The following is a 15,964-nucleotide window of genomic DNA, read 5'->3' as shown; positions in this document are numbered from 1 at the left end:
TGCCGGCACCGGTGTTTGCCGGCGCAACGAACGGGTAGCGCGGTACCGGGGCAGATCCGAGCCGAACCGAAGGAGCTATCGATGGACGACCCGATCAACCTGTCGGTGATCTACTACAGCGCCACCGGGACCACCTACAAGATGGCGCAGGCCGCCGTGGAGGCCGCGGAGAAGGCCGGCGCGCAGGTGCGGCTCCGCAAGGTCCGCGAGCTCGCCCCCGAGGAGGCGATCCGGTCCAACTCCGGCTGGCACGCGCACCGGCTGGAGACCGAGGACGTGATGGAGGCCGAGATCGACGACCTGGCCTGGTCGGACGCGGTCATCTTCGGCACCCCGACCCGGTACGGGGTGATGGCCGCGCAGCTGAAGCAGTTCATCGACGGCAGTGGACCGTTGTGGGCCAAGGGCGTCCTGGTCAACAAGGTGTTCTCCGGATTCTGCTCGACCGCGACCGCGCACGGCGGCCAGGAGGCCACGCTGCTGTCGCTGTACAACGTCGTCTACCACTGGGGTGGCATCGTGGTCACCCCCGGCTACGTGGAGCCGAGCCAGTTCGTCGGCGGCAACCCGTACGGCGCCTCGCACACCAGCAACAACGGCGAGATCCCGCCGGACGAGGCGGCGCTGACCGCGACCGCCCTGACCGCCCGGCGGGTGGTCGATATCGCCGCGGCGGTCAAACGCGGTCTGGCCGCCGGTTGACCGCGACCAGATCGACCAGCAGGTCCCGCAGCACGTCCAGGCCGTCCGGGCTGAGTACCGACTCGGGGTGGAACTGCACCCCGGCGAACCGGGGGCCGACCAGCGCGTGCACCGCGCCGTCGGTCTCGTCGCGGCACAGCCGGACCTGCCCGTACGCGGTGGGCAGGCTCGCGGTGTCGCAGCGGGCGGTGAAACTTGAGTAGAAGCCGACCCGGCGCGGGATACCGAAGAAGTCGATCTCCCGCTGCAGTCCCTGGCTGGGCAGCGGCCGGCGGGTCACCGCCAGGCCGAGCCGGTCGGCCAGCACCTGGTGGCCCAGACAGATGCCGAGCAGCGGCTGCCCACGGTGCAGCGCGGCGTCCACGACCCGGCGCAGCACCGCCATCCGGGGCTGCGCCGGGTCGGTCGGGTCACCCGGGCCGGGCCCGGCGACCAGGACGTCCGCGGTGGCCGGGTCGACCGTCGCGGTCTGGTCCCAGCGGACCTGCCGGACCGCCGCGCCGAGCGCCCGCAGCAGGTGGGCGAGCATGCCGGTGAAGCTGTCCTCGGCGTCCACCACCAGCACGTCCAGACCGGTCAACTGGGACTCGGCCACCGCACCGGGAACCCGCTGCTCCAACCAGAAGCGGGCCAGCCGGTCGTTGCGGGCGCCCAACGCGCGTACCACCGCAGGGTGTTCGGGGTGGGCGAGCGCGGCGGCGACGCCGGTGCCGGGCGTCCCGGCCGGCAGCCCGGTTCCGCAGCTGGCGGCCCCGTCGGCCGCCGACCGGTCCGACGGCACCGCCGGTCCGGAGGTGAGCCCGGGGACCGGCCCGGAGGTGGGTCCGGATACCGGCCCGGACGCGAGCCCGAGCGACGCGAGGACCGCCGACGCCTTCGCGTGCGTCTCGGCCACCTCACCGGACGGTGTGGAGTGACGCACCAGGGTCGCGCCGACCGGCACCCGGATCTCCCCGGTCAGATCGATCTCGGCGGCCCGGATCAGGATCGGGGCGTCCAGCGTCTGCGCGCCGTCGCTGTCGTGGCCGAGCAGTGCGAGCACCCCGGCGTAGTAGCGGCGTCCACCGGGGCTGTACCGGGCGATCACCCGGCAGGCGCTCTCGATCGGGCTGCCGGTGACGGTCGGCGCGAACATCGTCTGCCGGAGCACCTCCCGCACGTCGTGGCAGTTGCGTCCGGCGAGCAGGTACTCGGTGTGGCTCAGCCGGGACATCCGCTTCAGGTAGGGGCCGATCACCTGGCCACCGTGCTCGGCGACCGTCGCCATCATCTTGAGCTCCTCGTCGAGCACCATGTAGAGCTCCTCGACCTCCTTCGGATCGTCGAGGAACGACAGTACGGTGGCGAGATCCGGCTCGCCCCGCGGATGCCGCAGGGTGCCGCTGATCGGGTTCATCATGGCCAGTCCGTCGCTGACGCTGACGTGCCGTTCCGGTGTCGCGCCGACCAGCACCCGCTCGCCGGTGTAGACCAGGAACGTCCAGTAGGCGCCGCGTTCGTCGCGCAGCAGCCGGCGAAGTGCGCTCAACCCGGCGACCAGCGCCGCCGAGCGGGCCACCCGGTCGGCGGCGGACCCGCCCGGTGCCACCAGCCGGGCACGGTAGGTGCGGTGCAGCACGAAGTTGGCGCCGGCACCGTTGCCGATCTCGTCCCGCAGCACCTGGGCCACCAGGTCGGCGTACTCGTCGTCGGCGATGTCGAAGCCGCCGCCGTCGGTCGTCACCGGCGTGCCGGGCAGGTCGCGAATCGCCGTCGCGACCGGCACCTGCCGGTAGGTCGACACCCGGATGCATTCCAGCGGAAGCCCGTCGTCGACGTGGGCGAATCCGCGTTCGGCGATCTGCCGGTACGGGACCACCGCCAGCGTCGCCGGCTGGTTGGCCGGTCCGGCCGGCAGCGGGATGTCCGCCAGCCGGTCGGCGCGGTGCGGTGTGCCGCGGAGCAGTTCGACGACGTCGGCGCCGTCGCGACGCAGCAGCGCGAACGGACCTGGGTCGACGCCGTCGTGCACGGCGCGCAGCAGGCTGGACAGGTGGTCGGTCATCGGGTCCCCTCGGGCTTCGGGCGGCCCGGCGAGGAACTGCCCGGGTGGGAACCCGGTGGCCGCCTCGACGGGCGGCCGGATGGTTGCGCGCTAGACGCGCGGCGGGGCCGCCAGGTCAGCGGGCCACCAGCAACGAGTGAGCGCGAGCATGGCGACAGCATACCGGTCCAGGCCCGTGGCTGGGTACGGTGATCGACGATGAGCATCCTCGCCCTCGATCTCGGCACCTCGTCGGTGCGCGGCCTGGTCCTCGACAACGCGGCCGTGCCGCAGCAGGACGCGTTGGCCCGCCGCAAGGTGGCGCTGGCGGTCGACCGGGACGGCGCCGCCACCCTCGACCCGGCCGACTACCTGGCCGCACTCATCGACTGCGTCGACGAGCTCGACTCGGCCGGCCGGCTCGACGGTGTCGAGCTGGTCGCCTCCGCCGCCCAGTGGCACTCGGTGTTGCCGCTGGATCCCGCCGGTGCCCCGATCGGCCCCCTGATGACCTGGTTGGACACCCGGCCGGCCGCGTTGCCCGGTGCGACCGCGCCCGTCGACGAGGCCGACTTCCACGAGCGCACCGGAACCTGGTGGCACCGCTTCTACTGGACGGTGCGACTGCCGTGGCTGCGCCGCCACTGCGGCGGCCGGCCGGCGCGCTTCGTCGGCCTGCCGGAGTATGTGCTGACCGGTCTGCTCGGGCCTGCGCCGATGTCGGTGTCCCAGGCGTCCGGCACCGGCATGCTCGACCTGGTGACCATGCAGTGGGACCCCGAGGCCGTGCGGTTGGCCGGGGTGCGGCCCGGTGAGCTTCCCGAGCTGGCCCCGGCGGACTGGCGTGGGCAGCTGCGGGCCGAGTTCGCCCGGCGTTGGCCGGCGTTGGCCGGCGTGCCGTGGACCCCGACGATCGGCGACGGCGCCGCCTCCAACATCGGCTCCGGATGCCTGGATCCCAGCCGGGCCGCGGTCACCGTCGGCACCTCAGCTGCGGTACGGGTGGTCCAGCTGGCCGCGCCGGGCGTCCCGTTGCCGCCGTTGCCGGCGCAGCTGTGGCGCTACCGGGTCGACCACACCCGGATCGTCACCGGCCGAGCCTACTCCGCCGGCGGCAACCTCTACAGCTGGGCGAACCGGGAACTGCGCCTGCCGCAGGGCGCCGAGCTGGAACGGGCGCTGGAGCTGATCGAGCCGGGTGAGGGCGTACCGGCGGATCCCCGGTTCGGCGGCGACCGCCCGCCGGGCCGGGCCCCGGCCGGCTCCGGTGAGCTGCGCGGACTGGGATTCGGCACCACGGCGGTCGACATATTCGCCGGGCTGATGGAGGGCGTCTGCCGGCAGGTGGCCGGTGACCTGGACGAGATCGAATCGACGATGGACGGCCCGGTGACCGAGGTCGTTCTCGGCGGTGGCGCACTCTCCGCGTCCGATTGGTGGCGCAGGGCGTTCGGCGCGGTGCTCGCCCCGCGTCAGGTGCGTTACATGGCCGAGCCCGAGGTCGGTGCCACCGGGGCCGCGCTGGTCGCGCTCGGCCGGCTCGACGGGCCGGGGCCGGCCCGCGACATCGGCCGGACGGACGATGGCGAGTCGGCGGGTAAGCTACCGGCCAGTCAGCCACTGTATCCTTCGTGAGTCTTCCCGCAGGTCGCCGCGTTGACAGCGGAACGTGGGCTGGTTGGATGGACTCCGCTCCTCGGCTTGGCCGGTGTCGGGGAAACTGCGAGGAGGCGTGGTGGTTGCTCCCGGTGGCCCGTACGACAACGCGGTGCCGTACCCCCGCCGCCGTCTGACCGACGACGACGGGGTGACGCCACACCGTCGTCGGCTCCGGCTGCGTCCCCGGGACTGGCGGATGGGCGCGAAGCTCGCCGCGGTTCTGGTCGTCCCGTCGGTGGCGTTCCTGGTGGTCGCCTCGGTGCAGACCGGCTCACTGGTCGGCCAGGCGACGGCACTGAACGAGTTCGCCCGGCAGGTCCAGATCGGCGAGCAGGTCACCGCCCTGGTACACGAGCTGCAGCAGGAGCGCGACCGCTCCGCCGGCGAACTCGCGGTCCGGCAGGCCGGCGTCGGGTTCGACCCGGAGCGCAGCGTCGAGGTGCTGCAGCCGCACTACGACGCGGTCGACCGCCGGATCGCCGACTTCCTGGCCGCCGCCGGCCCGCAGTCCGGCGGGGACGCGGCCTGGCAGACCGCCTACAGCCGGGTGCTCGAGTCACTGGACCAGCTGCCACCGCTGCGCGAGTCCATCTCCGGCGGCGCGGTCGGTGCCGACACCGTGTTCGGCAACTACACCCGGGCCATCGACGCTCTGCTGGACCTGCTCGCCGAACCGTCGCCGGGTCAGGACCGACCGGAGCTGACCCAGGCGGTGCTGCGCAGCGTCCAGCTGGCCCGGGTCAAGGAACTCGGCTCCCGGATCCGGGCGCAGCTGTACGCCGCCGCCCGGGCCGGCCGGTACGGCCCCGAAGATCAGGTCAGTCTGACCGACCTGCGGGCGCAGCAACTGACCGCGCTCGCCGAGTTTCGGGTGACCGCGACCGGCAACCAGATCGCCCGGTACAGCCAGGCCGCCGCCGACCCCCGGTTCGTCGCCGCGGTGGAACTGGAGGAAACCACCATCGTCGGCGGCGCCGCCAGCCCGGCGGTGCTGGAACCGGACGCCTGGTGGGCCGCCAGCCAGGACCGGCACCAGCTGCTGCGCCAGGTCGAGTCGAGCGTGCTGGGCAGCGCGGTGAGCCTCGCCGAGGCCCGCAGCGACCAGCAGCTGCAACGGACCGTGCTGGTCGCCGGGGCGGTGCTCGGCGTGCTGTTCATCGCGTTGTTCACCTCGGTGGCGATCGGACGGTCGATCGCCCGATCGCTGCGCGTCCTGCGGAGCCAGGCGTTGCAGGTCGCCCAGCTCGACCTGCCGGACACCCTGCAACGGCTCCGTTCGGTGGAGTCCGGGGTCCCGCAGATCGAGATCCCTCCGGCGGCGGTACGCACCCGCGACGAGGTCGGTGAGGTCGCCGAGGCGTTTGTCGCGGTGCACCGTAGCGCGGTGACCGTCGCGGTGGAGCAGGCGGTGATGCGCCGCAACGTCAATGCGATGTTCGTCAACCTGGCCCGCCGCAGCCAGGTGCTGGTCGAACGGCAACTTGAGCTGCTTGACGAGCTGGAACGCGACGAGGGTGACCCGGACCAGCTGGATAACCTGTTCAAGCTCGACCACCTGGCCGCCCGGATGCGCCGCAACGACGAGAGCCTGCTGGTGCTGGCCGGCACCGAGGCGAGCCGCCGGTGGAGCCGTCCGGTGGCGCTGTCGGCGGTGACCCTGGCCGCCGCTGCCGAGATCGAGCAGTACCCGCGGATCCGCCACGACGTCGAGGACAAGCTGCACATCGTCGGGCACGCCGTCGGCGACCTGGTGCATCTGCTCGCCGAGTTGCTGGAGAACGCCACCGCCTTCTCCCCGCCGTACACCAACGTGCACGTCACCGGACACGAGTACGCGCCCCAGTCGGTTCTCATCGAGATCACCGACGAGGGGATGGGGATGTCCGCCGAGGCGATCGAGCAGGCCAACGTGACCCTGGCCGAACCGCCCGCCGCCGACGTCGCCGCCTCCGAGCGGATGGGGCTGTTCGTCGTCAGCCACCTGGCCGCCCGACTCGGGGTACGGGTGCAGTTGCGGCCGGCCGAACGTGGGCTGGTGGCCAACGTGTGGCTGCCCGGCACGGTGCTCGCCGCGCCGGACGAGGACGCGCCGTACGTCGCGTCGGCCGGCCGCAGTCCCACCGACTACCCGACCAGGGAGATGCGTGCCGTCGGAGCGGCGGTGCGGGCCAGCGCCGGTGACCCGGTGGCCGGCCAGCCACCGGCCGCGCTGGCTGGTCGTGGGCCGGCGTTCGCCCCGCCGGCCGCTCGTCCGTCGGTCCCGGCCGCTCGTCCATCGACTCCGGCGGAGGAACCGGGTCCGGTTGCGCCTGCGCAACCAGCTGTGATCGCGCAGCCGCGTGCGGTACTGGCGCTGCGTCCGATGACCGCGCTGCCGGCCGGGCCGGCCGCCGGTGACCGGGCCGTGGCGGTCCGGCGCGGCGGCCGCCGACCCACACCGACGCGGGCCGAGGACATCCTCGCCTCGGCCGGCGGGGCCGCGTCCCGTGGCGCCTCGGCCGGCGGCGCCGCGGCCGGGGGCGGCAGCGTCTGGTGGGAACGGCAGCGCGGACCGGTGGCTCCGCTGCCACCGACACCAGCGCCGCCGGTGGTTCCGGTGACCGCCGGGACCAGCAGCAAGGGACTACCGGTACGGGTGCCGATGGCTTCGTTGCCCGTTTCCGCCGAATCTCCCGCAGCTCCCGTTCCGGCGCCGGTCGACGAGCCGGATCCGGATGCGGTCAGCAGCGTGCTGTCCCGCTTCTACGGCGGTGTGCGGCGGGCTGAGTCCGAGGACACCAGCGAGATGACCCTGGCGCCGGCCGGCCGCCGTGGTGAGGAGGAGCAAGAGTGAAGACCTTGAGCAAGGAGGCCCGCGACCTCAGCTGGTTGGTGAGCGCGTTCGCGGAGCGCGTGCCGGGTGTCGCGCATGCCATCGTGGTGTCGTCGGACGGTCTGCTGGTCGCGGTCTCGGATCATCTGCCCCGGGACCACGCCGACAAGCTGTCGGCGGTGACCTCCGGGCTGATGAGCATCACCAGCGGCGCGGCCCAGATGTTCGACAACGACGTGGTGAAGCAGACCGTGGTCGAGATGGGCCGCGGCTACTTCCTGATCATGAACATCCGGGACGGTTCGATCCTCGCCACGCTCGCCGCAAGCGACGCGGACATCGGTGTCGTCGGCTACGAGATGGCGCGGTTGGCCAAGCAGGCCGGTGAGATGCTGACTCCGGCGCTGCGCGCCGAACTGCAGCAGGCGCTGCCGCGCTGAACTCTCAGTCGGCGACGTCCATCATGAGCGCGGTGAGCATGAGGTCGAGCTGGATGGAGATATTGCTGTCCACTGTGCCCTCTTGTCGGTGTCCGGCGAGTCTCGACCTCAGCTCGCCGGCCCGGTGCCGTAGCTGCTCAGGCGTGGCACCTTCCGCCACCGAGACGCGCAACTGGTCGGCCGCGTCGCGTAGGTCAGCTGCGGCATCCGCACGGATCCGTCCGTCGGTGGAGCCGTCGGCCACGAGCAGATCGAACTGCTCCACCACCCGCGCCGCCGTGGCCAGCAGCTCCGGCGGTGTGTCGTCCGGCCCGGTCGCCACCGGCGAGGGTGCCGCCGCGTGTTCGGCGGCCGGCAAAGGTGTGCCGAGTACCGCGGCCGCCACGACCGCGAAGGCCAGCAGTGCCGCCGCGCCGGCCCCGGCAAGACCGACGGCAGTCGGGGACAACCGGGCCCGGTCGGTGGGCGGTCGCGCGCCGGCCGGGTCCGCCGTGCCCGCTGGGACAGCCGGCCGCGCCACCATCGCGGTCCGTCGCGGTGCTGATTGGTCCGGCTGTGCCGCCATCGCGGCCCGCCGCCCCACCGGCCCGGCCGGCCGGGCCGTCGGCAGCCGCTCCACCAAGGTCCGGCCGCCGGGCGAAGCGCCGACCGGGCGCGGGCCGGGCAACGGGAACTCGACCATCACGCCGAGCACCGCATGCAGGGCGTCGGCGACCTCACCGGCGGTCGGCCGTTGCGCCGGATCCCGGCTCAGACAGGCGAGGCAGAGGTCGGCGGCCGGGGCGGGCAGTCCGTCGGCGCGGGGTCGCGCCGGCGGGTCCGGCCGCTGCAGCCGGACGGCCGCCTCCCGCCAACTGCCGGCCGGCATGGGTGGCGTCCCGGTCAGCATCTCGTAGCAGAGCGCGCCGAGGGCGTAGACGTCGGCGGCCGGATGGGCCGGCCAGTGGCGCAGCCGTTCCGGTGCGGCGTACGCCGGGGTGCCGAGCAACCAGCCGGCGTCGGGTGCGGGTCGACCGTCGGCCAGCGCGGCGATGCCGAAGTCCAGGATCTTGGCGCCACTGGCGGTGAGCATGACGTTGCCCGGCTTGATGTCCCGGTGCACCACCCCGATCCGGTGGGCGGCGGCCAGGCCGCTGGCCACCTGTGCGGTCAACCAGACCGCAGCCTGCCAGGGCAGCGGCCCGCCGGCCAGTCGGGCGGCGAGGTTCTCTCCGTCGACAAGTTCGAGGACCAGAAACGGCAGCACGTCGGTCTCGGTGATCGCCGCCTCGCCGTAGTCGTACACCTGGGTGACGTGCGGATGGGTGATCCGGGCCGCAGCCCGGGCCTCCTGCCGACAGGCGGCCCGGACCGCTGGCGCGATCGGCGGCGTGAGCGCCTTCACGGCGACCGGCCGGTCGAGCAGTTCGTCGCTGGCCCGCCACACCTCGGACATGCCACCCAGCCCGATCCGGTCGACCAGTACGTATCTCCGGTCGAGACGCAACCCAGGACCGAACACCATGGCCACAGTCTGTCCTGGCGCGCGCTCGGTGTGGTGTGGTTTCCTGGTTACTGACGGTAGGTTCCACCGGAGGATGTAATCCCGGTGGTTTCCGCCCGGCACGGCCCGGGTCAAATGGCGTTCTCCGCGATCACCCGCCGGTACCAGTGTGCGCTCCGCTTGAAGATCCGCTGTTGCGTCGGGTAGTCGACGTAGATCAGCCCCCAGCGCTGCTGGTATCCCTCGGCCCATTCGAAGTTGTCCAGCAGCGACCAGACGTGGTAGCTCTCCACGTTGACACCGGTGCTGATCGCCCGATGCACGGCGGCGAGGTGATCCCGCAGGAAGGCGACCCGGCCGGGGTCGTCCACCGAACCGTCCGCCGCCAACCGGTCCGGGGTGGGCAGGCCGTTCTCGGTGATCGTGATCGGCACGGTGCCGTACTCCCGGTGCACCCGGGTGAGGACGTCGAACATGCCGTCCGGGTGGATCTGCTGCCAGTCCGCCTCCGAGGTCGGCCAGCGTGGGACCGTGCTGCCGTCTGCGGCGACGTAGAACGGGGTGTAGTACTGGACGGCGAGCAGATCGATCGGCTCGGCGATGACATCCAGGTCACCGTCGTGGATCCCACCGGCCAGCCGGCTGGCCGGGCCGAGATCGGCGAGGACGTCCGCCGGGTAGCTGGCGAGGAAGATCGGGTCCAGGTACAGCCGGTTCTCGTAGCCGTCGTACAGCCGGGCCGCAGCGGCGGCTGCCGGGCTGCCGTCGGCGGGGTAGCAGGGATGCAGGTTGAGCGCCGGTCCGATCCGGCACGCGGCCCGCTCGGCGCGCAGCGCCTGTACGGCCAGGCCGTGCGCGAGTTGGAGGTGGTGGGCCACCAGGTACGCCGCGTCCGCGTCCGGCCGGCCCGGTGCGTGATGCCCACTGAGGTAGCCGTTCTGCACCACGGTCTTCGGCTCGTTGATCGTCAGCCAGATCGGGACCTCGCTGCCGAGGGCGCGGAACATGATCTGGGCGTACTCGGCGAAGCGGTACGCCACGTCGCGCTGCTCCCAACCGCCGAGGTCCTGCAGCGCCTGGGGCAGGTCCCAGTGGAACAGGGTGGCCATCGGCTCGATGCCCCGCTCCAGGAGCCCGCCGACCAGCCGGCGGTAGAAGTCCAGCCCGCGTCGGTTGGGCCGACCGGTGCCGTCGGGCTGGATCCGTGGCCAGGAGATGGAGAACCGGTAGCTGTGCAGTCCGAGCTCACGCATCAGGTCGAGGTCGTGACCGTACCGATGGTAGTGGTCGGCCGCGACGTCGCCGGTGTCGCCGCCGCGGGTGCGACCGGGGGTGTGGCTGAAGGTGTCCCACACCGATTCACCCCGGCCGTCCTCTTTGGCGGCACCTTCGATCTGGTACGCGGAGGTCGCCGCGCCCCAGCGGAAGTTGTTGGGAAAGTGCAGACCGATCGGACGTTCGGGATCGGTGCGGTGGCGGACGGCCGGGGTCGCGGAACCATCGCCTGCCCGGTCGGGCCCGGTCGCGTCGGCCGGCTCGGCCGTGGCTCGGCCGGGGTCGGCGCCGCTGGTGCGGCCGGTGCCGGTGGCGCGGCCTGGATCGCCGCTCGCGGCGCGGACGGCGGAACGCTCGGCCCGGCGGTGCAGGTGCCGGCGGGACAGTACGGCCATCGGGCTCTCCTGACAGTGGTGTCCGATCCACTGCGGTGCGGCACGGGCGCGCGGACACGCCGGTCAGGTGGCGCGGATGGGGGATCGGGGTGGTGGAACCGGGTCGCGTCGGCCGGACGGCCGGACGGGGTGCCGGGTCGACCGATTTCCTGCCGGGTGCGGGGAAGTAGTGTGGGGACGGGGAGGGCAACCCCCGTCCCCACCATCAGTTGCTTTCACGCACGAGCGGTTTGGCGTCCAGATCGTGCGTGACGCGCGGGAGCCGGGCCACGCGAGTGGCTCTGGATCCACCTCCTCTCCCAGGTGGTGTCTGCAACTGCCGGCGGAGTCCGGGCTGGCCCGCCGCCAGCTGTACGACCGGTAGTGGTGCGCTCCACCGGGGCGGCGGAGCACCGCAGGTACGGTGTACTCTCACTTGTTGCCACATCTATCGATGGAAGCGCTCCCATCGACGTTGGTTCTGGACTGTAGTCTCCGTCACGGGTTTGTGAAAGACCCAAAACGAGATCGAAACATGTTGGTGGCGTGAGTGAGTCCGGCCGTGCCCGACCTTCCTCGGTGAATCACCTGCTCAACGTGGGTTCGTCTGGGTTTTCCGGTGGGTCGTCGAAGGTTGCCACTTGCTGCGGGAGCGCTCCCATGTAACACTGTCGACCATCGCAGGTGGGAGCCAGCAGACCACGCGACAGCGGCAGCCGAGGGCATCCGACTCCGTGTCGGTACGGCGCCACGCAGTGAACCGGAGCCGCCGGTCCGGCGCCCTCCGTCGTATGCAGACCCCGGTCCGGGACGGGTCACACCCATCCGGCGCCTGGCGTCCGACGCGCTGCTCCACGACATCGCCCACCGCGCCCAAGGCGCCAAGCCGAGGTGTACCGCACTGCCTCGGCCTGGTTCGCGAGGAGAACCCCGCACATGAGATTGACCGCGACGAGACAGCGGCTGGCAATGCTCGCCGCTGGCGTGATGGTCGTCGGAGGTGTCGCCGCCGTCCCCGGCGTCGCCAACGCGGCCACCGCCTGCGACGTCGTCTATTCGACCAACGACTGGAACAACGGCTTCACCGCCAACGTGACCATCGAGAACCTCGGTGATCCGCTCACCGGGTGGACCCTGCGCTTCGAGTTCCCGGGCGGCCAGCGGGTCACCCAGGGCTGGTCGGCCAACTGGACCCAGTCCGGCAACGTGGTGACCGCGACCAACGCCGCATGGAACGGCAACCTGGCCACCGGTCAGTCCACCAACATCGGCTTCAACGGCTCGCACACCGGCTCGAACCCCCGGCCTACCTCGTTCTCCATCAACGGTGTGACCTGCAACGGCGCGGTGGAGAACCAGCCGCCGACGGTCGGTCTGACGGTACCGTCGGGGCCGTTCATCGCGCCGGCCGACGTCCCGCTGACCGCGACCGCCAGCGACGCCGACGGCACCGTCGACCGGGTCGAGTTCTACCGCAACGGGCTGCTGGTCAACACCGACACGACCAGCCCGTACCAGTACGTCATGGAGGACCTGCCGGCCGGCGACTACACGGTGCAGGCCCGGGCGTACGACAACGCCGGTGCCAGCGCCACCGCCGAGCGGTCGTTCAGCGTCGACGAGGCCAACCCCGGCCCGGCGCTGGTCGCCACGCCCTCCTCGGTGAGCGTCGAAGAAGGCGGCAGCAACACCTTCAACCTCCGGCTGAGCGAAGAGCCGACCGGCAACGTGCCGGTCAGCCTGGCGATCTCCGGCGACGACAGCATCACCCGGTCGCCGTCGTCGGTCACCCTCACCCCGAGCAACTGGAACACCGGCGCGACGGTCACCGTCGCCGCCGCCGAGGACAGCGACACGGTCAGCGGTACGGCCACGATCACCGCCACGGCGAGTGGTCTGGCACCACTGGCCATCGTGGTCACCGAGATCGACAACGACTCGACCGGCGGTGACAACGAGTACATCGAGCGCTTCCTGGAGCAGTACGGCAAGATCAAGAACTCGGGCTACTTCAGCCCCGAGGGCGTGCCCTACCACTCCATCGAGACGCTGATCGTGGAGGCCCCGGACCACGGTCACGAGACCACCTCGGAGGCGTTCAGCTTCTGGATCTGGCTGGAGGCCAACTACGGTCGGGTCACCGAGAACTGGGCACCGTTCAACAACGCGTGGACCGTGATGGAGCAGTACATCATCCCGGGCACCGCCGACCAGCCCACGGCCGGCGTCGCCGGCACCCCGCAGTACGCAGCCGAGTACCTGCAACCCAGCCAGTACCCGTCGCGGCTGGACCAGAACGTCCCGGTCGGCACCGACCCGCTGCGCAACGAGCTGCAGTCGGCGTACGGCACCGGCGAGATCTACGGCATGCACTGGCTGCTCGACGTGGACAACGTCTACGGCTACGGCCACTGCGGTGACGGCACCACCCGTCCCGCGTACATCAACACCTTCCAGCGGGGCCCGCAGGAGTCGGTCTGGGAGACCGTCCCGCAGCCGTCCTGCGACACCAAGGCACACGGCGGCCCGAACGGCTACCTCGACCTGTTCGTGGCCGAGGACAACGCACCGGCGTCGCAGTGGAAGTACACCAACGCGCCGGACGCCGACGCCCGCGCCATCCAGGCGGCCTACTGGGCGCTGGTCTGGGCCGAGGAGCAGGGCAAGGAGAGCGAGGTCGCGGCCACCGTCGCGAAGGCCGCCCGGATGGGTGACTACCTGCGCTACGCGATGTTCGACAAGTACTTCAAGCGGATCGGCAACTGCGTCGGCGCGTCCAGCTGCCCGGCCGGTACCGGCAAGGACTCCGCGCACTACCTGATGTCCTGGTACTACGCCTGGGGTGGCGCCACCGACACCTCGGCGGCCTGGTCGTGGCGGATCGGCTCCAGCCACAACCACATGGGCTACCAGAACCCGTTCGCGGCCTGGGCGCTGACCAACGTGCCCGAGCTGCAGCCGAGTGGTGCCACCGCCGTGCAGGACTGGACCGAGAGCTTCGACCGGCAGATGGAGTTCTACCAGTGGCTGCAGTCCGCTGAGGGCGCCATCGCCGGCGGTGCCACCAACAGCTGGAACGGCTCCTACGCCCAGCCGCCGTCGGGCACCCCGACCTTCTACGGCATGTACTACACGGAGCACCCGGTCTACCACGACCCGGGCAGCAACGAGTGGTTCGGTATGCAGGTCTGGTCGCTGCAGCGGGTGGCCGAGGTCTACTACGTGACCGGTGACGCCCGGGCCAAGCAGATCCTCGACAAGTGGGTGCCGTGGGCCATCTCGCACACCGAGATCGGCACCGGCGGGGACTTCTCGATCCCGTCGACCATGGAGTGGACCGGCGCGCCGGACACCTGGAACGCGAGCAACCCCGGTGCCAACAACAACCTGCACGTCGAGGTCGTCGGCACCGGCCAGGACGTCGGCGTGGCCTCGGCCTACGCCCGGACCCTGATGTGGTACGCGGCCGCCTCCGGTGACACCGAGGCCCGCGACACCGCCAAGGGCCTGCTGGACGCGTTGTACGCCAACGCCGACGCGCAGGGCTCCTCCACGGTGGAGGCGCGGGGCGACTACCGTCGCTTCGACGACGTCTACGACGCCTCCACCGGGCAGGGTCTGTACATCCCGAATGGCTGGTCGGGCACCATGCCCAACGGCGACGTGATCGAGCCGGGCGCGAGCTTCCTGGACATCCGGTCGTTCTACCTGGACGACCCGGACTGGCCGAAGGTCGAGGCGTACCTCAACGGTGGGCCGGAGCCGGAGTTCCGCTACCACCGGTTCTGGGCACAGGCTGACCTGGCGATGGCCTACGCCGACTTCGGTCACCTGTTCCCGGACAACTGAGACCGGTGTCCGGGTGGGCGGCCGGCCCCGCCCACCCGGACACCTTCACCACGATCCATCACCTGAACCGACACCGACGTACCACCCGTCCCACCAAACGGTTCGGCACCGCCTGACGGTGCCGAACCACCGCAGACGGCCTGATACCCACGGTCAGGCCCGCCCGTGGTGGGTCGGCCGGGATTGGCCAACGCAGCGATCCCGGTCGGCCCACCACACCCTTGTGTTCGTCGGCTGACGTCAGCCCCGGTAGCACCGCCAGCTGTACGCGTCCCGACGACTGCCGGCCTCGGCGATGACCGGCTCGCCGTACCGACTGGCGCAGGCGCGTCGGACGTCGAGGTCCCGGTCATGATGGGTCCACGGCCGGACGCATTCCCAGTCGGTGCCGTTGCCCGGCCACTCGCGGGGCCACGCCATCCACTCGCCGCCGTGCTCCTGCTTGCAGTAGCTGTCCAGCATGCCTCGGAGGTCGTCGCTGTTGTCCGGGCCGAGCAGCACCGGCTCGCCGCCGCCCGGCGGGGCGGCGCTGGATGCCGGCGGGTCCTCCGACGGGGGCGGGGGAGGGGCCGGGTCGGAGGCGGGCTGCTCGGGGGGCGCCGCCGGCGGGTCGGCCTGGCGCACCTCGGGTGACTCCCCGCTGTTGCCGGCGGCCGGCGAGGTGTCGGTGACCTCGGGCGTGACCGTCGCGGTCGGGGCGCTGTCCGCCGTCACGGTGGGGGTGACCGGCGAGCCGGTCGAACTCGCTGGATTCCACAACAGTCCGTTGCCGGAGACGAACGGCGCCGAGCACAGCAGCGCCACCGCGGCGACCGAACCGGCGGCCACCACCCAGCCGTACCGGCGGGCCAGCGCGATGAACCGGTCCGGCTCGTCCGGTGGCGCGGTCCGGGCCGGCCCCGGTGCGGTCGCTGCCGGTCCCGCTGGTGGTTGTGCCGGTCCCGCTGCGGTGCCGGCTGGTCCCGCTGGTGGTTGTGCCGGTCCGGCGGGCAGGTTCGCGTCGGCGGTGTCGGGACGGACGGCCGCAGGGCGGACCACCGGCTGCTCGACCGTCGGTTCGTCGAACACGTCGGCCGAGCGGTTCGCGGCCCGACGGCTCCGGCGGGCCGCAGCGGTCGACGGCTGGACGATCGGCTGCTCGACCGTTGGCTGCTCGACGATCGGCTGCTCGACCGTCGGTGCGTCCGGAACCCTCGGGCCCGGCGGCCGACCGCCAGGCAGGGCGTTCAGCTCGACGGTCGGCTGCGTGAGGGCACCGTCAGCAGCGGAGTCGCTGCGTCTGGTGCCGCGAGCGGAGTCAGCAGGTTTCTCGGCCACGGGAACGCCTGCCTCCTTGTGCGGATGCGG

The 15,964-nt window shown here is 71.9% G+C and carries 9 protein-coding genes; 5 read left to right on the top strand and 4 right to left on the bottom strand.

Annotated features, from left to right (window positions below):
* Window positions 1-81: 81 nt before the first annotated feature.
* Window positions 82-702, top strand: a complete 621-nt coding sequence (gene wrbA, locus EDC02_RS13705; protein WP_123602287.1) for an NAD(P)H:quinone oxidoreductase — start codon at window positions 82-84, stop codon at window positions 700-702.
* Here wrbA and EDC02_RS13700 read toward each other — a convergent pair.
* Entirely contained in the window at window positions 677-2,746 is a 2,070-nt protein-coding gene (locus tag EDC02_RS13700) for an anthranilate synthase family protein (RefSeq protein ID WP_123602286.1), read from the bottom strand. The two genes, wrbA and EDC02_RS13700, sit on opposite strands and share 26 nt — an antisense overlap.
* A gap of 198 nt (window positions 2,747-2,944) precedes the next feature.
* Here EDC02_RS13700 and EDC02_RS13695 point away from each other — a divergent pair, with 198 nt between their 5' ends.
* From EDC02_RS13695 to EDC02_RS13685, 3 genes are all read left to right on the top strand, one after another.
* Complete coding sequence (locus EDC02_RS13695; protein ID WP_123602285.1) at window positions 2,945-4,360, top strand: FGGY family carbohydrate kinase; 1,416 nt, start codon at window positions 2,945-2,947, stop codon at window positions 4,358-4,360.
* A 100-nt stretch (window positions 4,361-4,460) separates the two neighbouring features.
* Entirely contained in the window at window positions 4,461-7,217 is a 2,757-nt protein-coding gene (locus tag EDC02_RS13690; protein WP_233605907.1) for a nitrate- and nitrite sensing domain-containing protein, read from the top strand.
* Between the two features lie 5 nt (window positions 7,218-7,222).
* On the top strand, window positions 7,223-7,636 hold the full coding sequence (locus EDC02_RS13685; protein ID WP_199757848.1) for a roadblock/LC7 domain-containing protein: 414 nt from the start codon (window positions 7,223-7,225) through the stop codon (window positions 7,634-7,636).
* Between the two features lie 4 nt (window positions 7,637-7,640).
* Here EDC02_RS13685 and EDC02_RS13680 read toward each other — a convergent pair whose 3' ends face one another.
* The gene (locus EDC02_RS13680; RefSeq protein ID WP_123602283.1) at window positions 7,641-9,140 is read right to left on the bottom strand and encodes a serine/threonine-protein kinase; all 1,500 of its coding nucleotides are present in this window, start codon (window positions 9,138-9,140) and stop codon (window positions 7,641-7,643) included.
* 110 nt (window positions 9,141-9,250) lie between these two features.
* Window positions 9,251-10,789 (bottom strand): GH1 family beta-glucosidase, encoded by a 1,539-nt coding sequence (locus EDC02_RS13675; RefSeq protein ID WP_123602282.1) that lies wholly within the window; start codon window positions 10,787-10,789, stop codon window positions 9,251-9,253.
* Between the two features lie 915 nt (window positions 10,790-11,704).
* Here EDC02_RS13675 and EDC02_RS13670 point away from each other — a divergent pair.
* Complete coding sequence (locus tag EDC02_RS13670) at window positions 11,705-14,617, top strand: glycoside hydrolase family 48 protein (protein ID WP_123602281.1); 2,913 nt, start codon at window positions 11,705-11,707, stop codon at window positions 14,615-14,617.
* A gap of 240 nt (window positions 14,618-14,857) precedes the next feature.
* On the opposite strand, the gene EDC02_RS13665 is transcribed toward EDC02_RS13670, so the two are convergent.
* Window positions 14,858-15,934 (bottom strand): hypothetical protein, encoded by a 1,077-nt coding sequence (locus EDC02_RS13665; RefSeq protein WP_123602280.1) that lies wholly within the window; start codon window positions 15,932-15,934, stop codon window positions 14,858-14,860.
* Between the last annotated feature and the right edge of the window lie 30 nt (window positions 15,935-15,964).

Source organism: Micromonospora sp. Llam0, assembly GCF_003751085.1.
Taxonomy (GTDB): Bacteria; Actinomycetota; Actinomycetes; order Mycobacteriales; family Micromonosporaceae; genus Micromonospora_E.
Note: the sequence above shows the minus strand (reverse complement) of the source record. Positions and strands in the feature narration are given on the sequence as shown.